20 protein-coding genes are annotated in these 19,517 nt (G+C 64.8%); 14 read left to right on the top strand and 6 right to left on the bottom strand.

The window, feature by feature from the left end:
- Positions 1-13 precede the first annotated feature (13 nt).
- Together argF and AB2B41_RS08075 are read left to right on the top strand one after the other, a co-directional pair.
- Entirely contained in the window at positions 14-919 is a 906-nt protein-coding gene (argF, locus tag AB2B41_RS08080) for an ornithine carbamoyltransferase (protein ID WP_367877264.1), read from the top strand.
- Positions 909-1,949 carry a 2-dehydropantoate 2-reductase gene (locus AB2B41_RS08075; RefSeq protein WP_367877263.1) on the top strand — a complete coding sequence of 347 codons (1,041 nt, stop codon included), beginning with the start codon at positions 909-911 and terminating at the stop codon, positions 1,947-1,949. Before argF ends, AB2B41_RS08075 begins: the two co-directional genes overlap by 11 nt.
- Positions 1,950-1,956: 7 nt before the next feature.
- On the opposite strand, the gene AB2B41_RS08070 is transcribed toward AB2B41_RS08075, so the two are convergent.
- The 3 genes from AB2B41_RS08070 to truA all read right to left on the bottom strand — a co-directional run bounded on the left by AB2B41_RS08070 (position 1,957) and on the right by truA (position 4,911).
- Complete coding sequence (locus AB2B41_RS08070) at positions 1,957-3,438, bottom strand: inorganic phosphate transporter (protein WP_367877262.1); 1,482 nt, start codon at positions 3,436-3,438, stop codon at positions 1,957-1,959.
- A 91-nt stretch (positions 3,439-3,529) separates the two neighbouring features.
- Positions 3,530-3,988: an NUDIX hydrolase gene (locus tag AB2B41_RS08065; RefSeq protein ID WP_367877261.1), complete on the bottom strand. Its 459-nt coding sequence runs from the start codon at positions 3,986-3,988 to the stop codon at positions 3,530-3,532.
- 155 nt (positions 3,989-4,143) lie between these two features.
- Entirely contained in the window at positions 4,144-4,911 is a 768-nt protein-coding gene (truA, locus tag AB2B41_RS08060; RefSeq protein ID WP_367877260.1) for a tRNA pseudouridine(38-40) synthase TruA, read from the bottom strand.
- Between the two features lie 91 nt (positions 4,912-5,002).
- Here truA and AB2B41_RS08055 point away from each other — a divergent pair, with 91 nt between their 5' ends.
- The 6 genes from AB2B41_RS08055 (at position 5,003) to AB2B41_RS08030 (ending at position 11,926) form a co-directional block, all read left to right on the top strand.
- Complete coding sequence (locus AB2B41_RS08055) at positions 5,003-6,418, top strand: YcjX family GTP-binding protein (protein ID WP_367877259.1); 1,416 nt, start codon at positions 5,003-5,005, stop codon at positions 6,416-6,418.
- Positions 6,418-6,858, top strand: a complete 441-nt coding sequence (locus AB2B41_RS08050; protein ID WP_367877258.1) for a GNAT family N-acetyltransferase — start codon at positions 6,418-6,420, stop codon at positions 6,856-6,858. Before AB2B41_RS08055 ends, AB2B41_RS08050 begins: the two co-directional genes overlap by 1 nt.
- The gene (locus AB2B41_RS08045; RefSeq protein WP_367877257.1) at positions 6,858-7,865 is read left to right on the top strand and encodes a YcjF family protein; all 1,008 of its coding nucleotides are present in this window, start codon (positions 6,858-6,860) and stop codon (positions 7,863-7,865) included. Before AB2B41_RS08050 ends, AB2B41_RS08045 begins: the two co-directional genes overlap by 1 nt.
- 316 nt (positions 7,866-8,181) lie before the next feature.
- The gene (gene ileS / locus AB2B41_RS08040; RefSeq protein ID WP_367877256.1) at positions 8,182-11,094 is read left to right on the top strand and encodes an isoleucine--tRNA ligase; all 2,913 of its coding nucleotides are present in this window, start codon (positions 8,182-8,184) and stop codon (positions 11,092-11,094) included.
- A complete protein-coding gene (locus AB2B41_RS08035; RefSeq protein ID WP_367877255.1) occupies positions 11,069-11,329 on the top strand; it encodes a DUF3253 domain-containing protein in 261 nt (86 codons plus the stop codon). The genes ileS and AB2B41_RS08035 overlap by 26 nt, the downstream gene beginning before the upstream one ends.
- Before the next feature lie 141 nt (positions 11,330-11,470).
- Positions 11,471-11,926, top strand: a complete 456-nt coding sequence (locus AB2B41_RS08030; RefSeq protein ID WP_367877254.1) for a methylated-DNA--[protein]-cysteine S-methyltransferase — start codon at positions 11,471-11,473, stop codon at positions 11,924-11,926.
- Here the strand turns inward: AB2B41_RS08030 and AB2B41_RS08025 are convergent.
- Entirely contained in the window at positions 11,923-13,347 is a 1,425-nt protein-coding gene (locus AB2B41_RS08025; RefSeq protein WP_367877253.1) for an MFS transporter, read from the bottom strand. The two genes, AB2B41_RS08030 and AB2B41_RS08025, sit on opposite strands and share 4 nt — an antisense overlap.
- Positions 13,348-13,406: 59 nt before the next feature.
- Positions 13,407-14,099 (bottom strand): CDP-alcohol phosphatidyltransferase family protein, encoded by a 693-nt coding sequence (locus AB2B41_RS08020; protein WP_367877252.1) that lies wholly within the window; start codon positions 14,097-14,099, stop codon positions 13,407-13,409.
- A 165-nt stretch (positions 14,100-14,264) separates the two neighbouring features.
- On the opposite strand from AB2B41_RS08020, the gene AB2B41_RS08015 reads away from it, so the two are divergent.
- From AB2B41_RS08015 to AB2B41_RS08000, 4 genes are all read left to right on the top strand, one after another.
- Complete coding sequence (locus tag AB2B41_RS08015) at positions 14,265-15,953, top strand: DUF4214 domain-containing protein (protein WP_367877251.1); 1,689 nt, start codon at positions 14,265-14,267, stop codon at positions 15,951-15,953.
- Positions 15,954-16,126: 173 nt separating this feature from the next.
- Positions 16,127-16,426 (top strand): 50S ribosomal protein L28, encoded by a 300-nt coding sequence (rpmB, locus tag AB2B41_RS08010; RefSeq protein WP_367877250.1) that lies wholly within the window; start codon positions 16,127-16,129, stop codon positions 16,424-16,426.
- A 103-nt stretch (positions 16,427-16,529) separates the two neighbouring features.
- The gene (locus AB2B41_RS08005; protein ID WP_367877249.1) at positions 16,530-16,874 is read left to right on the top strand and encodes a hypothetical protein; all 345 of its coding nucleotides are present in this window, start codon (positions 16,530-16,532) and stop codon (positions 16,872-16,874) included.
- Between the two features lie 34 nt (positions 16,875-16,908).
- On the top strand, positions 16,909-17,388 hold the full coding sequence (locus AB2B41_RS08000) for a copper chaperone PCu(A)C (protein ID WP_367877248.1): 480 nt from the start codon (positions 16,909-16,911) through the stop codon (positions 17,386-17,388).
- 80 nt (positions 17,389-17,468) lie between these two features.
- Here the strand turns inward: AB2B41_RS08000 and AB2B41_RS07995 are convergent, their stop codons facing one another.
- A complete protein-coding gene (locus AB2B41_RS07995) occupies positions 17,469-18,161 on the bottom strand; it encodes an NAD-dependent deacylase (protein ID WP_367877247.1) in 693 nt (230 codons plus the stop codon).
- Positions 18,162-18,298: 137 nt separating this feature from the next.
- Between AB2B41_RS07995 and AB2B41_RS07990 the strand changes: the two genes are divergently transcribed.
- Together AB2B41_RS07990 and infA are read left to right on the top strand one after the other, a co-directional pair.
- Positions 18,299-19,174, top strand: a complete 876-nt coding sequence (locus tag AB2B41_RS07990) for a carbon-nitrogen hydrolase family protein (RefSeq protein ID WP_367877246.1) — start codon at positions 18,299-18,301, stop codon at positions 19,172-19,174.
- 80 nt (positions 19,175-19,254) lie between these two features.
- Entirely contained in the window at positions 19,255-19,473 is a 219-nt protein-coding gene (gene infA / locus AB2B41_RS07985) for a translation initiation factor IF-1 (RefSeq protein ID WP_005978431.1), read from the top strand.
- Positions 19,474-19,517 lie beyond the last annotated feature (44 nt).

Below are 19,517 nucleotides of genomic sequence, written 5' to 3'. Positions count from 1 at the left end.
AAAGAGACCACCCATGACCCACTTTCTCGATATCCACATCACCCCGCAGGACGACCTGCGGCACATCATCGACAATGCCATCGCCATGAAATCCAAACGCGCGGGCCGCCCCAAGGGCGCGCTCGACGACGACCTGCCGCTCAAGGACCACATGGTCGCGCTGATCTTCGAAAAACCCTCCACCCGGACCCGCGTCAGCTTTGACGTGGGCGTGCGCCAGATGGGCGGTCAGACCATGGTTCTGTCCGGTGCCGACATGCAGCTGGGCCACGGCGAGACTATCGCCGACACCGCCCGCGTGCTCAGCCGCTATGTCGACCTGATCATGATCCGCACCTTCGAGGAACAGACGCTTCTGGAGATGGCCGAATACGCCACTGTCCCCGTGATCAACGGCCTGACCAACAGCTCGCACCCCTGCCAGATCATGGCCGACGTTATGACCTTCGAGGAACACAACGGCCCCATCAAGGGCCGCAAGGTCGTCTGGTCGGGCGACGGCAACAATGTCTTTGCCAGCTTCGCCCATGCCGCCAAGCAGTTCGAGTTCGATCTGACCTTCACCGGCCCGCCGCCGCTCGACCCCGATCCGTCCCTGCAGGGGCTCTACACGATCGAACGGAACCCGGACATCGCCGTTCAGGGCGCGGACCTCGTCGTCACGGACACCTGGGTTTCCATGCACGATCCGCAATCGGCGCGCGAGCGGCGCCACAACCAGCTGCGCGGCTACCAGGTGAACGAGGCGCTGATGGAGAAGGCCAAGGAAGACGCGCTCTTCATGCATTGCCTGCCCGCCCACCGCGAGGACGAGGCGACAAGCGCGGTGATGGACGGCCCCCATTCGGTCATCTTCGACGAGGCCGAGAACCGCCTGCACGCGCAAAAGGCCATCATGCGGTACTGCCTTGGCCGCTGACACCGGCAGCACGGCCCGCGACCCGAGGATCGTGGTCGCGGGCGCGGGCTCCATCGGCTGTTTCGTCGGGGGGCTGCTGGCGGCGGCAGGGCGCGACATAACTCTGCTCGTCCGCCCCCGCGTCGCCGCCGAAGTGCGCGCCCACGGGCTGACGCTGACCGATCTCGAAGGCATGGCCAGGAACGTCAGCGCGGATGCTCTCACCCTCTCCGAAGACCCCGCCTGCATGGAAGAGGCGGACATCGTCCTTGTCACGGCCAAATCCCGAAGCACCGCCCAGATCGCCCGCGAGATCGCGCAATATGCGCCTTTCAGCGCGCCAGTCGTCAGCCTGCAAAACGGCGTCCGGAATGCACCTATCCTGCGCGACCGCCTGCCTGGCCGCGACGTGCGGGCAGGCATGGTGGGCTTCAATGTCGTGCCCATGGGGCAGGGGTGCTACCACCGCGCAACAGAAGGCGACGTGGTGATCGAGGCCGGACCCGACGCTCTTGCCGATGTCCTGCGGGTGCCGGGGCTTGCTGCCAGCGAAAGCGACGCGATCGAGAGCATCCAGTGGGGCAAGCTCCTGCTCAATCTCAACAATGCGCTCAACGCCCTCAGCGGATTGCCCCTGCAGGAGCAGCTTCGCAACCGCGACTGGCGCAAGCTCATGGCCGACCAATGGACCGAGGCGCTCGCCGTCCTGCGCGCGGCCGGGATCGAGCCTGCCTCCTTCACTCCCGTCCCCGTAGCCATGGTGCCCCGCATTCTGCGCCTGCCGAACTTCCTGTTCCAGCGCGTCGCCTCAAAGATGCTCGCCATCGACCCGCAGGCCCGCACCTCGATGTCCTATGACCTGATGGAAAACCGCCCGACCGAGATCGACGCACTCCAAGGTGAGGTGCTCCGGTTGGCCGAGAAAGCAGGCAAGCCCGCCCCGGTGAACGCCATGGTCGCCGATGTGATCAAGACCGCCGAGCTTGCGGGCGAGGGGCTGCCCAACCTCACGCCCGCAGCACTCAGACGCGAGATTGGCCGCGCAGGCTGACCGCCGATCAGTTCACCACCGCGTTCAGCACAAGGAAAACGACCGCCGACAGGCTCGCTGCCGCAGGCACGGTGATCACCCATGCCGCCACGATGGTCAGGAAATGCGACCGGCGCACCAGCTTGCGGCGGCGTCGCTCTTCCTTGGCAATCGGCTTCACCTTACCCACTGCAGCGCCGGGCCGGCGCAACCGCCGCTCCATGTGCCATTCGCGGTAAAAGCCCACGCCAAAGACCCCGCCCACCGCGATATGGGTGGAACTCACCGGAAGGCCCAGCCAGCTTGCCACGATCACCGTGATCGCCGCCGACAGCGCCACGCAATAGGCCCGCATCGGGTTGAGCTTGGTGATCTGGCTGCCCACCATCCGGATCAGCTTCGGCCCGAACAGGAACAGCCCGAAGGAAATGCCAAAGGCCCCGATCACCATCACCCAGCTTGGGATGGCGACTTTCGCCTCGAAAACTCCGTTCTCCGTCGCATGGACGATGGCTGCCAGCGGGCCCACCGCATTGGCCACGTCATTGGCCCCATGCGCAAAGCTCAGCAGCGCCGCCGAAATCACCAGAGGCAGGCCAAATAGAGTCTTGACCGACTTGTTGCGGTTCTCCATGCCCACCGACGCCTTGCGGATAAGAGGGGCCGCCAGCGCATAGGAAAGCGCGCCGATCGCGGGCCCGATGATGAGTGCCGTCATAAGGTCGATCTTGATGATCTGCTTCAGCCCCTTCATCGCGAGGTACGTGGCAAAGACACCCGCCATGATCCCCACCAGCACCGGCACCCAGGTCCGCGCGGCGGCGATCTTGTCCTCGCGGTAGAGAATGCGGGCCTTGATGAAGGCCAGAAACAGCGCCGCAATCGCCCCGCCCAGCACGGGCGAGATAACCCAGCTTGCCGCGATGAGGCCCATGGACGGCCAGTTGACCGCCGTCAACCCGGCCGCCGCGATGCCCGCGCCCATCACGCCGCCCACGACCGAATGGGTGGTCGACACGGGCGCACCCGCCCATGTGGCGAGGTTCACCCACAGCGCCGAGGACACCAGTGCCGCCATCATCGCCCAGATGAAGATACGCGTGTCCGCAATGGACGACGGGTCGATGATCCCTTTGGAGATGGTCGAGACCACATCGCCTCCCGCGATCAGCGCGCCCGCGCTTTCGCAGATAGCCGCGATGGCAATAGCGCCTCCCATGGTCAGCGCATTCGCGCCAACTGCGGGCCCCATGTTGTTGGCAACATCGTTGGCCCCGATGTTGACGGCCATGTAGGCGCCAAAGACCGCCGCCGCGACGACGACGTAGTTCACAGGCTGCTGGCCAAAGAAGATCGCCGCGATGATCCCCGCCAGCACCATGAAGGCCAGTGCAATCCCCGGACCCACAAGCGGTCGCGCAACGTAGGCAGTGGCCATTTCGACTTGCGAAATACGGTTAAGATCGGTGTCCAGCGTTTTCCACTGGCTGCCCTGCGGTGCCTGCGCCACTAATCCTGCCCCCCGTCTGATCCGGCGCGCCCTTGCTCGCACGCTGTGGGCGCGAATTCAAGCTAAGGGAATGGTCAGGCGAATGGCGGCGCTAGAAGGTGCGCAAAAGGTCCTTGAGGTCCGGCTCATCGACAAGATTCGCCGCCTCGGACGGAGAGAACCATTTGCGCGTGCGTTCATCCACTTCCGGGTATTTTCCGGCCAGGTCGCGCACGCGGGTCATGTAGACCTGCGTCTCGACAGGCACGGTCACGCCGTTGTCGAGCCCCTTGACGTATTCGTAATACCCCATCGGCTCTTCCTCGATATCGGCCTCGCGCACGCCGGCCTCTTCCCACGCTTCCTGAAGCGCGGAACCGGGGCCGTCCTTGCCGTTGATGGGCCAGCCCTTGGGCAGGATCCAGCGCCCCGTGTCGCGGCTGGTGATCAGCAGCACCTTCTTGCCTTCCGGCGTTTCCTTGTAGCAAAGCGCAGCGACCTGCACCCGCTTGGGACGTTGTAGAATGGGCATGACCATGTCAGCCCAGGCGCGTTTCAGATTGTGGATCATGAATGCCTACCGCGAAATTTTTATTCTTATTAGAGCCTTAACTTACGCGTACCTGATTCGTTTTTCAAGAAAGTTAATGATGCCGCTCTCGCCGATGTGTTGAGCGGTAAGCGGCAGATGCCATTTCTCAGGGCATTTGGGTCAATCGGTGTGCATCAGCCGAAGGGATCGACCGGGTACCCAACATGCGCAAGATACAGCCCTTCCGGCGGGCAAACCGGCCCGCAGGCAGCCCTGTCTCTCGCCTCAAGTGCCGTTTTCACATCCCGGGGTGACCATGCGCTTGCGCCCACCCTCTCCAAGGTGCCGACGAAACTGCGCACCTGATTGTGCAGGAAGGACCGCGCGCGCACGTCAAAGTGAAATTCCGTCCCGCCGAGTGTTTCGACGCGGGCAACGTCCAGCCGGTCCAGCGTTTTCACCGGGCTTTCCGCCTGGCAGATGGTCGAGCGGAAGGTCGTGAAATCATGCCTGCCAATCAGGATCCGCGCCGCCTCCTGCATCGCCTCCGCGTCCAGATCCTGCTTCACTTGCCAGACCAGCCCCGCCTGATGCGTCGCGGGCGCACGGCGGCTGAGGATGCGGAACAGGTACCGCCGCTCCAGCGCCGAGAAGCGCGCGTGAAAGTCGTCTTCCACCCGCGCACAGGCAAGGATCGCCACCGGGTTGGGCTTCAGGTGATGGTTCAAAGCCTCGGACAGCCGGAACGGCTCCCACTCCTGTTCCATGTCGCAATGTGCCACCTGCGCCAGTGCATGTACGCCAGCGTCGGTGCGTCCTGCGGCGGCGATGGTGTGCGCGCGCGGCTCCAGCTTGGCCAGCGCCGCCTCGACCGCACCCTGCACCGACGGCAGGTCGACCTGACGCTGCCAGCCCACGAAAGGGCCGCCGTGGTATTCGATTTTCAGCGCATAGCGGGGCATGGGCCGGGCCTTAGCGCGGGGGCGGGTCACTGGCAATCCCTTCGGCTGCTGCCTATGTTACGCGACAGAATACGGAAGGGCGGGCGCAACATTGGTCATCTCAAGCATTGCCGATGGCATCTGGCGCCAGGTCGAAGCGGTGCAGGACACCGTGTCGGAGACCTTCTTCGAGCCGGTGATCCGGCTCGGCGTCACGGGCCTCGCGCGCTCGGGCAAGACGGTGTTCATCACATCACTGGTTGCAAACATGCTTGACCGGGGCCGCCTGCCGGGCCTTGTCGCCGCCGCCGAGGGGCGGATCAACGCCGCCTTCCTGCAACCCCAGCCCGACGACACGCTGCCGCGCTTTGCCTACGAATCCCATCTTGCCGCGCTCACCGGGAAAACCCCGCACTGGCCCGACAGCACCCGCGCCATTTCCGAACTGCGCCTGTCGCTGCGCGTGCGCCCCAACGGCCTGCTGTCGGGTTTGCAGGGGCCGCGCACCATCCACCTCGATATCGTGGACTACCCGGGTGAATGGCTGCTCGACCTCGGCCTTCTGGACCGCAGCTACGAGGAATGGTCAAAAGAAACCCTCACCCGCATCGAAGGGCGCGAGGCCGCGCGCTATTTCATGGCGCTGGTGCGCGACACCGATCCGGCGGCGGAGCATGACGAGGGGCAGGCCCAGAAGCTGGCCAAGAACTTCGCAAGCTACCTGCGCGAGGCCCGCGCGGCAGGCTTCTCGGACTGCACACCGGGCCGGTTCCTCTTGCCCGGCGACCTCGACGGCTCGCCCGTGCTTACCTTCGCACCGCTCCCCGTCGATGGCTATGGCCCCCGCCGCAGCCTGCACCGCGAGATGGCGCGGCGCTTCGATGCCTACAAGCAGCGGGTCGTCAAACCCTTCTTCCGCGATCACTTCGCCCGGATCGACCGCCAGATCGTGCTGATCGACGTCCTCGGCGCGATCCACCAGGGGCCGCAGGCGGTCGAGGATCTGCGTCAGGCGATGAGTGATACGCTGGGCGCCTTCCGGCCCGGCCGCAACACTTTCCTCGGCAATCTGCTCGGTGCGAAACGGGTCGAGAAGATCCTCTTCGCCGCCACCAAGGCCGACCATCTGCACCATACCCAGCACGCCAAGCTGAGTGCCATCATGGAGGCGCTGGTGCGCGACGCGCGCGACCGGGCGCAATACGCGGGGGCGGGCACCTCCGCCATGGCCCTCGCCTCCCTGCGTGCCACGACCGAGGCAACGATGGAGCACGAGGGCACACCGCTCAATGTCGTGCGCGGCACCCTGCTGGAGACCGGCAAGGAAGCCGCCTTCTACCCGGGCGAGCTGCCCGACGATCCCACGCACCTTCTGAACCCCGCGCGGCAGGGGGCGGAGAAATGGCTCGACGCGGATTACCAGGTCATGCGTTTCGCGCCCGCGCCACTGACGCTGAAACCGGGTGACGGCCCACCGCACATCCGGCTCGACCGGGCGGCGGAATTCCTGTTCGGGGACCGGCTGTGATGTTGTTGCGCGCGGCAAGGTCCACGGACGCCGGCACGGTGGGCGATATCCTGTCGGCCTTCATCGACGACACGCCCTGGATGCCGCGCATCCATACGCGCGCCGAGGACCTCGCCCATGCGGGCGCGCTGATCGCGCGGGGTGGCGTGACGGTGGCCGAGCGCGAGGGCGCGGTGATCGGCTTTGCCGCCTGCGAGGGCGATGATCTGGACGCGCTTTACGTACAGGCCGACGCGCAGAGCACGGGCGTCGGCTCGGCGCTTCTGGAGGCGGTACGGGCGAGGCGCGAAACGCTGACCCTCTGGACCTTCGAGGCTAACATTGGCGCGCAGCGGTTCTACCTCCGTCACGGCTTTCGCGAAGTGCGCCGCACCGACGGGTCGGGCAATGACGAAGGACTGCCCGATATCCTTTATGAATGGCGGCGGGAGGCATCCTGATGGCGAAAGGCCCGGTTCTCTTCGATCTCGACACCGACAGCACCCCGCGCCCGCAGGTGGCCGAAGCGCCCCCCGTTCCTGATCTGCATGTTGCTGCCCCGGAAGGACAGGCGATGCAGATCGCCGCCCGCCTCGCCGCGCGTCGTCCGTCCCTGCTGGTGCGGCTTTTCTGGTGGCTCGCGGCGGCGCTGACCGGTGCGATCGTGTCGATCGCCGCCTGGAGCTTTGTCACCGACCTGATGACGCGCTACCCGCTGCTGGGCTGGGGGATGACCGCGCTTTTCGCCGCTTTCCTGCTGGTGCTGGCGCTTCTGGGCCTGCGCGAGATGGCTGCCTTCGGCAGGTTCGCGCGGCTTGACGGGCTGCGCCATGCGGCCGCCGAGGCGGTGGCGCAGGGCGATCTGCCCGCTGCGCGCAACGTGACGGACCGGCTGATAAGCCTCTACCGGGGCAGGGAAGAAACCCGCTGGGGCCGCGACCGGCTGGCCGATCTGCGGCAGGATCAACTTGACGCGGCGGGGCTTCTCGCGCTGGCCGAGGCCGAGCTTCTTGGTCCGCTCGACCGCGCAGCGAGCCGCGAGATCGAGGCCGCGGCGCGGCAGGTGGCGACGGTGACCGCGCTGGTGCCGCTGGCACTGGCCGACGTGGCAGCGGCGCTGACCGCGAACCTGCGGATGATCCGCCGCGTGGCCGAGGTCTACGGCGGGCGGTCGGGGTTCTTCGGGTCCTGGCGGCTCACGCGCGCGGTGCTGAGCCATATGGTCGCCACCGGGGCCGTGGCGGTGGGCGATGACCTGCTCGAACCGGTACTGGGCGGAACCATCATCGGCAAGCTGTCGCGGCGTTTCGGAGAGGGGCTGGTGAACGGCGCGCTGACTGCCCGCGTGGGGGTCGCCGCGATGGAGGTTTGCCGCCCGCTGCCCTTTGCGCCCGAGAAACGGCCGAAGGTGCGCGGGATCATCAAGAACGCGCTGGGCGGGCTTTTTGCGTCGAACAAGAAAGGTTGACGTGGAGCCTGTCGCGCTGTCGGCATATTGAGCGGGCAAGCCCGCATTCGATTTTTGGATTTTTCCGGGGGAAAAATCGGTGCGAGGCGCTGCCTCGCGCTCCGGGACTTTATCGGGCCAGAAAGAGCGGATGCGTTGGGTCTTGTGGCCTTTGGGGGCTGCGCCTATAAGCGCGGCATGAGCCAGCTTCGTCTCATCATTATTCGAATTATATCCCCGGCGCTCTGAATTTTGCGAGACGCCGGGCAAAGGTGTTGAAGCATATCGCACCGTTTGAACCTGATCCATCACCAGACCCATTCGAAGGACGCCTGACATGTGCGCCGACACCACCGAAGCCGTTGATTACAAAGACACGCTGAACCTGCCCAAGACCGATTTCCCGATGCGCGCCGGATTGCCCGCGCGCGAGCCCGGCTGGCTGGCCCGCTGGGAGAAAATCGGGGTTTACGACCGGTTGCGCGAGAAGGCGGGGCGGCAGCCTTTCACGCTGCACGACGGGCCGCCTTATGCCAACGGGCATCTGCACATCGGGCATGCGCTGAACAAGACGATCAAGGACATGATCGTGCGCTCGCACCAGATGATGGGGTTCGACGCGCGCTATATCCCCGGCTGGGACTGCCACGGACTGCCGATCGAGTGGAAGATCGAGGAGGAGTACCGCAAGAAGGGCAAATCCAAGGACGACGTGCCGATCAACGAGTTTCGCGGCGAATGCCGGGCTTTTGCCGACAAGTGGGTTGATATCCAGCGCGAGGAGTTCAAGCGCCTGGGCGTGACCGGCAACTGGGCCGATCCCTACCTGACGATGGATTTCCACGCCGAGCGGGTGATCGCCGAGGAATTCATGAAGTTCCTGATGAACGGGACCTTGTACCAGGGGTCGAAGCCCGTGATGTGGTCGCCCATCGAGCAGACGGCGCTGGCCGAGGCGGAGGTGGAGTACCACGACAAGGAGAGCTCTACGGTTTGGGTGAAGTTCGATGTCGTGGGCGGCGGTGAGCTGGAAGGGGCGAAGGTGGTGATCTGGACGACCACGCCCTGGACGATGCCGTCGAACAAGGCGGTGGTCTTCGGGAAGGACATCGCCTACGGCCTTTACGAAGTGACCGGCAGGCCCGAGGAATGCTGGGCGCGGATCGGCGACCGCTACATCCTTGCGGACAACCTTGCCCCCGACGTTTTGGGCCGGGCGCGTTTGGACGAGACGATGTACCGCCGGCTGCGCGACGTGACCGCCGATGATCTGGCGGGCGTCAAGGTCAAGCATCCGCTGGCTGGAGCCGAGGGCGCGAGCGGCGAATGGGACGACCTGCGCGACTTCCGTGCCGCCGATTTCGTGACCGACGACGAGGGCACCGGTTTTGTGCATTGCGCCCCTTCGCACGGGATGGAGGAATACGAGCTTTACCGCGACCTCGGCATGCTGCAGGAGGTGATCACCTACAACGTGATGGACGACGGCTCCTTCCGTCCCGATCTTCCGTTCTTTGGGGGGAAGTACATCCTGTCCCGCAAGGGCGGAGAGGGCGATGCCAACAAGGCGGTCATCGACAAGCTGGTAGAAGTGGGCGGGCTGCTTGCGCGTGGCAAGATCAAGCATTCCTATCCGCATTCCTGGCGCTCCAAGGCGCCGGTGATCTACCGCAACACGCCGCAGTGGTTCGTGGCCATCGACAAGCCGATGCAGGTGGGCGATGATGAATTCACCATCCGCGACCGCGCCCTGCGCGAGATCGACCGCGTGAATTGGACGCCGCGGTCGGGCCGCAACCGGCTCTATTCCATGATGGAGGCGCGGCCCGACTGGGTGCTTTCGCGTCAGCGGGCTTGGGGCGTGCCGCTCACGTGTTTTGTGAAGAAGGGCACGCTGCCCACCGATGCCGACTACCTGCTGCGCAACGCGGAGGTGAACCGGCGGATCGTCGAGGCCTTCGAGGCCGAGGGCGCGGATTGCTGGTACGAGGAAGGGGCAAAGGAGCGGTTCCTCGGGAACGTGGTGAGCCCGGACGACTACGAGCAGGTGATGGATATCCTTGACGTCTGGTTCGACAGCGGCTCGACCCATGCCTTTACCCTGCGCGACCGCGCGGACGGGACCGAGGACGGGATTGCCGACGTCTACATGGAAGGCACCGACCAGCATCGCGGCTGGTTCCATTCCTCGCTGCTGCAGTCGGTTGGCACGACGGGCCACGCGCCTTACCGCAACGTGGTCACCCACGGTTTCACGCTGGACGAGAAGGGCATGAAGATGTCCAAGTCGCTCGGCAATATCATCGCGCCGCAGCAGATCATCGACCAGTATGGCGCGGATATCCTGAGGCTCTGGGTAGCTCAGACCGATTACACCGCCGACCAGCGGATCGGGCAGGAAATCCTGAAGGGGGTGTCGGACAGCTATCGCCGGTTGCGCAATACGATGCGCTACATGCTGGGGGCCTTGAGCGACTTCAGCGAAGCGGACCGGGTGGCGCAGGCGGATATGCCGGAGCTGGAGCGCTGGGTGCTCCACCGGGTGGCGGAGCTGGACCGGCAGGTGCGCGACGGCTATGCGGCCTTCGATTTTCAGGGGGTGTTCCAGGCGGTCTTTACCTTCGCCACGGTGGACCTTTCGGCCTTCTATTTCGATATCCGCAAGGATGCTTTGTACTGCGACGGCAACACGCTTCGCAGGCGGGCGGCGCGGACGGTGCTGGACATCCTGTTCCACCGGCTGACGACATGGCTTGCGCCGGTGCTGGTGTTCACCATGGAAGAGGTATGGCTCGAGCGGTTCCCGGGTGACGAGTCATCGGTGCATCTGGTGGACATGCCGGAGACGCCGGAGGCGTGGCTCGATGCCGATCTCGCGGCGAAATGGGCCAAGGTGCGGCAGGCGCGGCGGGTCGTGACAGCGGCGTTGGAAGTGCAGCGTGTCGAGAAGGTGATCGGTGCCTCGCTTGAGGCCGCACCGGTGGTCTACGTGGCTGACGCCGACCAGCGCGCCGCGCTCGAGGCGGTGTCCTTCGAGGATGTCTGTATTACCTCGGACATCACCGTGACCGGCGATGCGGCACCCTCGGACGCTTTCCGCATGCCGGAGGTGGATGGCGTGGCGGTGGCGTTTGCCAAGGCAGAGGGTGCGAAATGTGCCCGCTGCTGGAAGGTGCTGCCGGACGTGGGCACGCATGGTCATCCGGGCGTCTGCAAGCGGTGCGATGAGGCCGTCAGCGAAAGCGCTTGAGGCGGAGATACGCCGCCGGGTGACGGAACGGGGGGCGGGCAAGACGATCTGCCCCTCGGAAGTGGCGCGTGCCTTGGCCGATGATTGGCGGGCGCTGATGCCTCAGGTGCGTGCGGTGGCGGCCAGGATGGCCGCGCGGGGCGAGATTGCCGTAACGCAGAGGGGTGTGGCGGTGGATGCCTTGAGCGCGCAGGGGCCGATCCGGTTGGGACTGGGCGTGGTCGGACGGAGCTGACCGGCCTCCGAATTGTTTCGCGCGCGAAACATTTGTTTTAACAGTGGGTTAACCGAAGTGCTGCTTTGGCGCGGGAAAAGGCCCCTGTCATAGCGCAGGTTTCGGATTGAGGCAGGGCGGCGGCTGGGGCAGGCTGATCCCATGAAACGCAAATCCATAGAGACGCAATTCGGCGACCTGACGCTGGTCGAGGATGACGGGGCCATTGTCGCGCTCGACTGGGGGCGGGCGGCGCAGCAGGATGCGTCGGCGCTGCTGGACGAGGCGGCGGCGCAGCTCGCCGCTTATTGCGCGGGGGAGCGGGAGGCTTTCGATCTGCCGCTGCGGGTGAAAGGCTCGGACCTGCAGCGCGCGGTTTGCGATGCCATGGCCGCGATCCCTTTCGGGTATACGCGGACATACGGGGAGATCGCGAAGGACCTTGGTGTGCCCGCGCAGGCGGTGGGTCAGGCCTGTGGCGGCAATCCGATCCCGATCATCATTCCCTGTCACCGGGTGGTGGGGGCGAAGGGGCTTACCGGGTTTTCCGGGCGTGGCGGGGTGGAGACGAAGGTGGCGCTTTTGCGCCACGAAGGGGCGGCGGGGTTGTTGATCTAGTCCCGCGCCCCCTGACCTCGGACAAGCCCCCACATCGCGGCAAGGCCGATGCAGCCGATGGGCAGGGAGACGAGGAACAGGATTCGTGCGATGGGGATCGCTTCCTCCGCGCCCTGCAACCCGGCAAAGCCTGCGGCATTGGCCGCGATACCCATGAGCGCGGCCCCCAGCGCATAGCCCAGCCGCTGGACAGTGGGCATCGCCCCGGTGACGCGCTGTTCCTCCTCTGCGGGTACCAGTGTTACCACCCGCCGCAGGATGAACGTATAGGCCAGCCCAAAACCCGCGCCCTCGGCAAAGGCGATGACGGCAATGAGCCAGACGGGCCCTGCCGGGACCGCATAGGCAAAGCCTGCGATGCTGAGCGTGGCGAGTGCCATGCCAAGGGCGATCCACATGCGGTCCAGCCGCTCGGGCGAGCCGCTGACGGCGATGGCGGCGACGGTCCAGCCGATGGAGGAGGCGGCGACCACGTAGCCTGCCGTCAGGGCCGAGACGCCGTGTATCGCGGTCATCAGGAGCGGCCCGTAGGCGAGGATCGGGATGGTGGCCATGGAGAGGGCGAAGAGCATCAGCAGCGTCGATCCGGCGGGGGTGCGCGGATCGAAGGGCGCGTGGGGCAGCAGGCGGTCGCCCCCCGCGCGGGCGTCGCGGCGCAGGAAGAGGGCGAGGCAGGCAAGCCCTGCCAGCGCGAGTGCGCCGGTGTGCAGGGGCTCCACCCGCACGCCGCTGGAGGAGATCAGGATCACAGCCCCGCAGAGAAGCGCCAGCCGCCCGAGCGGGAAACGTCCCGGTTTGTCGACGCGCGCGGGGGCCTCAGACGGGGCCCGCCAGAAGATGAAGGCGGCAAGCCCCAGCGCCTGTGCGGCGAAGAACCAGAAGCCGATGCGCCATGTCGCGTATTCCACGAACAGCCCGCCCAGAAGCGGCCCGAGAAAGGCCGACAAGCCCCAGAAGGCCGAGACCATCGCCATGACCCGCGCGGTGTAGCGCCGCTCGAAAAGCGTGCCGATGGCGACGAAGGCCATGGCAACGAGACCGCCGCCGCCAACCCCCTGCAGGGCGCGGCCAATCAGCAGGATGCGCATATCCGGCGCCGCCGCGCTGGCCGCGCAGCCCAGCGAGAACAGCAGCGCCGCACCTGCCATGGGCAATCTCAGGCCGTGGCGCATGGTGAGAAGCGCGCTGGCGGCACCGGCCACGATCGAGCCGATCTCGTAGATCGAGACGGTCCAGCTGACGTAGGCCGCCCCGCCGATGTCGCCCACGATGGCAGGCAGCTTGGTGGCCACGATGAGGCTATCGGCGGCGTGCAGCCAGACCGCGAGGCAGACCAGCAGGAGGGCCGCGGAATTGCCGCTGCGGAGGAATTCGGACCAGCTGACGCTGCTGTCGGTCTGCGTATCGGGTGATGCCGTCATCGGGGAAAGCCTTTTTGTTTCCCCATGGATGCGACCTCAACCAAGGTTGAGGTCAAGCCCTAGTTTCCGTTCTCGGTCAATTGCTGCACCGCGCCCGCGAGGATCAGGTAGATTGAGGAGACCACGAGCCCCCAGTGCGCCCAGCTTTCGGGATCGAAGTCGACCCACGCGGCCCAACCCGCGAAGAAAGTCCAGGCCAGCGCCATGGGCAGTGTGATCGCGCGCCAGCGTTCGGTGCGGACGGGGTGGACGAATTTGACCGGTACGAACATGGTGATGGCCAGCACGGTCACGATGATCAGGCAGACCCACCAGTCGGGCTTGAGCGCGAAAAGCACCAGTACCAGCATGTTCCAGCAGCCGGGGAAGCCGGAGAATGAATTGTCCTTGGTCTTCATCCGCGTGTCGGCGAAATACATCGCCGAGGCGAAGGTGATGATGATGATCATCACCCAGCCTGACCAGCCGTCCATCAGGCCGGATTTGAAAAGCGCGAAGGCGGGGATGAAGACATACGTGAGATAGTCGATGATCAGGTCGAGCAGGACGCCGTCGAACTCTGGCGCGTTGACCTTGACGTGGTACTTGCGCGCCAAGGGGCCGTCGATGCCGTCGACGAAGAAGGCGATCACCAGCCAGAGGAACATCAGCGACCATTTGCCATCGACCGCCGCCAGCATGGCGAGCATGGCGAAAACTGCGCCCGTGGCCGTGAAAAGGTGAACGAAGAGGGCGCGCATCTGCATCGACATGCGGCAGGTTTCGCAAATTGGCGGCAGGGAGGGAAGGGGAAAGCGGCGCAGGCGTGCGAAAATGAAAAACTGGGGTGATCACCCGATTTCCCGGACGCATCGGCAGGTTTAGGCTTTGATGCGTATTTCATCGGATTTCTCCCTTATTCTTGGGAAAGGTTTCTTATGCCAGGACCCGCCGCCGCCATTGGCCTTTATGCTGCCGGATTGGGAATTTATTCTTTCTTTTCGGGCTTCTCCAGCGATGTCGAACGCCAGTTCGAGATGTCGCAACTCAAGAACGACCTCGCCGAGCTTCAGGGGATCACCACCGCCGTCATCAACCAGAACATCGCGCAGTCGCTGGGTGCGGCGGATACGGCGCTGGATCAATTGGAGCTTTATGCCGCGAGCGAGGACGCAGCGGCGCGGGCAACCTTTGCCAATAACGCCGTGCTTGAAAGCTCAAATGCGCTGAACGCCGTTGTATCGCAGGTTCTTGCGGGCAAGGGTTCGGCAAGCGCGGAGTCGCTGGCCTACATGATGGGCGCGCTGCAATATGCGGTCCTGGTTCGCCAGACTGTCGCAAATACCGTGCAGGACGGGCCACTTGGTGGGGCAGGGCTGCACCAGTCGATCAAGCAGGCCACGCAGCTCATGTACGATACGGTCGGCGGAAATGACATCTATTCGGAATTTCCACGGGCCATTTCCTCGCGCATCGAGGTGGATGGGCTCGATGTCAATTTCTTCGGGACCAAGGTGAATTTCAGCGTTGTCAGTTCGTTCAGCGGCCGCAGCGAGGCGGTCGAGGTTGTTCGGGACAGCGGCTTTGCGGATACATTCCCTTTCCTGCCCTACGTAGAAAGTGACGCCAGCTTTGAGCGGCGCGCAGATGCAGCGGCCGACGCAGCGTTCAACCGGATATACAGCGCCGATTATGCGGAAGCGCGGGTGTCGGAGTATCTCAGTCTCGCGGTCGAAATGAACACCTGGCTCGCGCAGGACGCGGTCAATGTGCCGGAGCTTTACGAGCGGATCGGCACATCGGGTGCGGATACGGAACAGGGAACGAATAACGCCGATTACTTTTCGGGTCTTGCAGGGGATGACATCCTGAGCGGTGCCAACGGCCCGGATGCGCTGAACGGGGGATCGGGCAACGATATCCTGAGGGGCGGGGCGCTTCAGGATGTGCTCACCGGGGGCCTTGGGAACGATCTGATTTTCGGCAGCGAACGGATGAGCGACGGGATTGACGGAGACACGGCGCGGTTTGCGGGGCTTTCGAGCGATTACACTGTCGTCGGCGGGTCGACCTATGCGGTCGTTACTGGTCCGGACGGCGCGCGGGACAAGCTTTTCAATATCGAGTTCCTGCGGTTCGACGACACCTATTTTGCGCTGGGCGAAGGCTCGGCGCTCGACAGTGTCTCGCGCGATGCATTCACCGTGGAGGAACGGGTCGCGCTGCTTTATGAGGCGGCGCTGGACCGGAATGGGGCGATTGATCTGCCGGGATTGAACTTTTATATCGAGGTGACCGAGCGCGATAACCTCAGCAACGAGTTCCTGGCGGCCGACCTGATGACCAGCCCCGAGTTCACGGCGAAGTTCGGGGATGTGAACACGCTCAGCAATGACGCGTTTCTCGAGCAGATCTATCTGAATGTCCTCGATCGCGCATCCGACGGGGCGGGCAAGGCGTTCTATCTTGGCCTTTTGGATAGCGGGACGATCACGCGGGCGCTGGCACTGGCGGATATCGCCACCAGCCCGGAGAATAGTCAGGGATCGGCGGATATCCTGATGGGCCTTTACGAGAGTTCAACGGGCGACTGGAGCTTTGTCAGCGACGGGATGGAGATTGCATGACGGCGCTTCGCCTGTTGCTGCGCGCGCGTGACGCAAATCGGCCCTGTGCGCTTGACGCCTTGGGCGATTCCCACTAAAGGCAGCGGACAAGTTTCAGGGTCGCGTCGCGCGGCCCCTTTTATGTGTTGCACCGCGCGGGCGTTGCTGCACCACTGAACAAAGAGGATGAACCCATGTCGCGCGTTTGCGAATTGACCGGAAAAGGCCCGATGACGGGCAACAACGTGAGCCACGCGAACAACAAGACGCGTCGCCGCTTTTTGCCGAACCTGAACGACACCACGCTGCAGTCCGAAGCGCTGGGCCGTTCGTTCAAACTGCGCATCTCCGCGCATGCGCTGCGTTCGGTCGATCACCGCGGCGGTCTGGATCAGTTCCTGGCCAAGGCCAAGGACAGCGATCTGTCGCCCAACGCGCTGAAGATCAAAAAGGCGATCCAGAAGTCCGGCATGGAAGCCGACGCGCTGAGCTGAAGCCCGCGCATCGCTTGAATATTGACAACCCCGAAGGCCCGGCCTTCGGGGTTGCGTCGTTTTGTCCCTCGCTATCCTTCCATTTGTGGCGTAGCGGTTTCCCATGACCCCGCGCGGCCTGATATCGCTCTGCCTGGCCCTGATGCTGGCCCTGACCAGCCAGGTCATGGCGGTGACGCGTGTCAGCGCGGATGCGACGGGGCAGATGGTTCTGTGCGTCGGGGCCGAGATCGTCACGGTCTACGTGGACGAGGAGGGCCAGCCGACGGCGGCTCCGCACCGGTGCCCCGATTGCGCCCTGAGCGAGGGGTTTGTCCCCGAGCCACCGCGCCTGATGGCGCCGCAGGAGGTTGCTGCGGCGTTCCTTGTGGCGGAGAGTGCGAAGAGTATCCTGCGCGCCGAGCGGTCGCCGAAACCGCACACCCGCGCGCCGCCGATCCCTGTTTGATCCCAGGACTTCAGATCAAACAAGGACAAGACAGATGACATTCACACGACTTTTCATGGCCGGTTCCACGGCCCTCATGCTCATGGCCACTCCCCTTCTTGCAGGCGATATCAGCGTCAAGGACGCCTATATGCGCAGCTCTACCCCGTCTTCGGTGACCGGGGCAGCGTTCCTGATCCTCGAGAACACGGGTGCCACGGACGACCGCCTGATCGCCGCGGCATCGGAGATCGCGGAGCGGGTCGAATTGCACACCCACAAGCAGGACGCCAACGGCGTGATGCAGATGATGGAGGTGGAAGAGGGCTTTGCGGTGCCGGCAGGGGGCATGCATGCGCTGAAGCGCGGCGGCGATCACATCATGTTCATGAGGCTGAAGCGCCCGCTTGAGCAGGGTGAGGAAATCGCCGTGACGCTGACCTTCGAGAAAGCGGGGGAGATGCAGGTGCTGATCCCCGTGGACCGCGAGCGCAAGCCCGGGCATGGCAGCATGAACCACGGCAGCGACGGCTGAGGCGGGGTGGGCGAAGCGCCCACCTTACCCGCCTGTCAACGCGAGGCGATGCTGTTGTAAGGTGGGCGTGCCGCCCACCCTCAGCGGGTCAGCAGCTCATCGACCCAGTCGCTCACGGTGCGCGAGGCGGGGCCGATGCGGTGCTCGGCGAACTGGTTGCCGATGGCCGAGCGTTCGAGGTTGAACTCGATCGTATGGGCCCCTGCGCGGCGCGCTTCCGCCACGAAACCGGCGGCGGGATAGACGTTGCCGGAGGTGCCAATGGAGGCAAAGAGATCGGCCTCGGCGAGGTGGGCAAAGAGCCTGTCCATCTCGTAGGGCATCTCTCCGAACCAGACGATATCAGGGCGTGCGGCGGGGGCTTCGCAGGCGGGGCAGCTGTCGCCCGGGGCCATGACCATGGGCGCCTCCCAGCGGTGTTCGCAGGCGTAGCAGAGCGCGCCCTTCAAATGCCCGTGCATATGGTAGAGGTTGCGGGTGCCGCCCCGTTCATGCAGGTCGTCGACGTTCTGGGTGATGACCACCACCTCGCCCGCGTGTTCTTCTTCGAGGCGCGCTAGCGCGCGATGTGCGGCGTTTGGTTCGACCGAGGCGGCTTGCGCGCGGCGGGCGTTGTAGAAATTCACGACGAGTTCCGGGTCGCGCATGAAACCTTCGGGCGTGGCCACGTCCTCGACCCGGTGCTTGGCCCAGAGGCCGTCATCGGCGCGGAAGGTCTCGATCCCGCTTTCGGCGGAAATGCCTGCGCCTGTCAGGATGACGATCTTGTCCATGGCTGCTCCTCCACTTTCTTCCCCCAAGTGCCCCTGAGATAAGCGCGCGGCGTGGGATTTTCCACCCGACGCAAGCGCAAGTTTGCCCTTGCGGAGCACGCGCGGCCCCCACATCCTGCGCGCGAAGGAGAGCCGCCATGAAGATCGCCACCGCCGCCTATCCGCTCGATGTGCTGAGTTCCTGGGCGCAGTACGAGGACAAGCTGGCATCCTGGGTCGCGGAGGCTGCCGGGGCAGGGGCGGAACTGCTGGTTTTTCCCGAGTATGGGGCGATGGAGCTTGCCACGCTGGACGGACCGGAGGTGGCGGCGGATCTTGAGCGGTCGCTTTTTGCCGTGTCCGACAAGTTGCAGGAGGCCGATGCACTGCATGTGAAGCTGGCGGCCGAATACGGCGTGCATATCGTCGCCGCATCGGGGCCAGCGGCCACGGACACGCGACCGGTGAACCGCGCGCGGCTGATCACGCCCACGGGGCAGATCGGCGTGCAGGACAAGCAGATCATGACGCGATTCGAGGCGGAGGTCTGGGATGTGATCCCCGGCGGGCCGCTGCAGGTCTTTGACACGGCATTGGGCCGCATCGGTATCCTGATCTGTTACGACAGCGAGTTTCCCCTGCTGGGCCGGGCGCTGGCGGCATGCGACGTGATTTGCGTGCCAAGCGTGACCGAAACGCTGGCGGGCTACTGGCGGGTCCGCATCGGATCAATGGCGCGGGCGCTGGAAAATCAGTGCGTTACGGCGATGTCCTCGGTCGTTGGCGAGGGCGATTGGTCGGAGGCTCTGGGTACCTCGCATGGCGCGGGGGGTATCTTCACACCGCCCGACAGGGGCCTTCCCCCGACCGGCATCCTCGCGGTTGGGGAGCTGAACGCACCCGGCTGGACCTATGCGGAGGCGGATCTGGCGCAGATCGCCGAGGTGCGCGCCGATGGGATCGTCCTCAACCGGCGGGACTGGCAGGGGCAGATTGGCCGCGAAGCACCGGCCAAAGAGGTCGCCTTGCGCTGAATCACCCTTGAAAAATGGCGCAAATGCGCTCATTTAAGCGCTGTGTCCCGCTGGTGGGGCGCAGCAAACAAGGAGAGACCATGGCCAAGGAAGATACGCTCGAATTTCCCGGTGTCGTGAAGGAACTCCTGCCTAACGCGACGTTTCGGGTCGAGCTTGAAAACGGCCATGAGATCATCGCGCATACGGCAGGCAAGATGCGCAAGAACCGCATCCGGGTTCTGGCTGGCGACAAGGTGCAAGTCGAAATGACCCCCTACGATCTGACCAAGGGTCGGATCAACTACCGTTTCAAGTAAGCGCTTGAAGCGCATGCCGTTTCTGGTCCGTACCACGGGTGCGG

This window comes from Sulfitobacter sediminis (assembly GCF_040811725.1).
Classification (GTDB): domain Bacteria; phylum Pseudomonadota; class Alphaproteobacteria; order Rhodobacterales; family Rhodobacteraceae; genus Sulfitobacter; species Sulfitobacter sediminis.
Note: the sequence above shows the minus strand (reverse complement) of the source record. Positions and strands in the feature narration are given on the sequence as shown.

Bases quoted from the DNA above. Each gene is read 5' to 3' on its own strand.
- argF (WP_367877264.1), top strand. From the start codon at position 14: ATGACCCACTTTCTCGATATCCACATCACCCCGCAGGACGACCTGCGG.
- AB2B41_RS08065 (WP_367877261.1), bottom strand. From the start codon at position 3,988: ATGATCCACAATCTGAAACGCGCCTGGGCTGACATGGTCATGCCCATT.
- truA (WP_367877260.1), bottom strand. From the start codon at position 4,911: ATGCCCCGCTATGCGCTGAAAATCGAATACCACGGCGGCCCTTTCGTG.
- AB2B41_RS08050 (WP_367877258.1), top strand. From the start codon at position 6,418: ATGTTGTTGCGCGCGGCAAGGTCCACGGACGCCGGCACGGTGGGCGAT.
- AB2B41_RS08045 (WP_367877257.1), top strand. From the start codon at position 6,858: ATGGCGAAAGGCCCGGTTCTCTTCGATCTCGACACCGACAGCACCCCG.
- ileS (WP_367877256.1), top strand. From the start codon at position 8,182: ATGTGCGCCGACACCACCGAAGCCGTTGATTACAAAGACACGCTGAAC.
- AB2B41_RS08035 (WP_367877255.1), top strand. From the start codon at position 11,069: ATGAGGCCGTCAGCGAAAGCGCTTGAGGCGGAGATACGCCGCCGGGTG.
- AB2B41_RS08030 (WP_367877254.1), top strand. From the start codon at position 11,471: ATGAAACGCAAATCCATAGAGACGCAATTCGGCGACCTGACGCTGGTC.
- AB2B41_RS08025 (WP_367877253.1), bottom strand. From the start codon at position 13,347: ATGACGGCATCACCCGATACGCAGACCGACAGCAGCGTCAGCTGGTCC.
- AB2B41_RS08020 (WP_367877252.1), bottom strand. From the start codon at position 14,099: ATGTCGATGCAGATGCGCGCCCTCTTCGTTCACCTTTTCACGGCCACG.
- AB2B41_RS08015 (WP_367877251.1), top strand. From the start codon at position 14,265: ATGCCAGGACCCGCCGCCGCCATTGGCCTTTATGCTGCCGGATTGGGA.
- rpmB (WP_367877250.1), top strand. From the start codon at position 16,127: ATGTCGCGCGTTTGCGAATTGACCGGAAAAGGCCCGATGACGGGCAAC.
- AB2B41_RS08005 (WP_367877249.1), top strand. From the start codon at position 16,530: ATGACCCCGCGCGGCCTGATATCGCTCTGCCTGGCCCTGATGCTGGCC.
- AB2B41_RS08000 (WP_367877248.1), top strand. From the start codon at position 16,909: ATGACATTCACACGACTTTTCATGGCCGGTTCCACGGCCCTCATGCTC.
- AB2B41_RS07995 (WP_367877247.1), bottom strand. From the start codon at position 18,161: ATGGACAAGATCGTCATCCTGACAGGCGCAGGCATTTCCGCCGAAAGC.
- AB2B41_RS07990 (WP_367877246.1), top strand. From the start codon at position 18,299: ATGAAGATCGCCACCGCCGCCTATCCGCTCGATGTGCTGAGTTCCTGG.
- infA (WP_005978431.1), top strand. From the start codon at position 19,255: ATGGCCAAGGAAGATACGCTCGAATTTCCCGGTGTCGTGAAGGAACTC.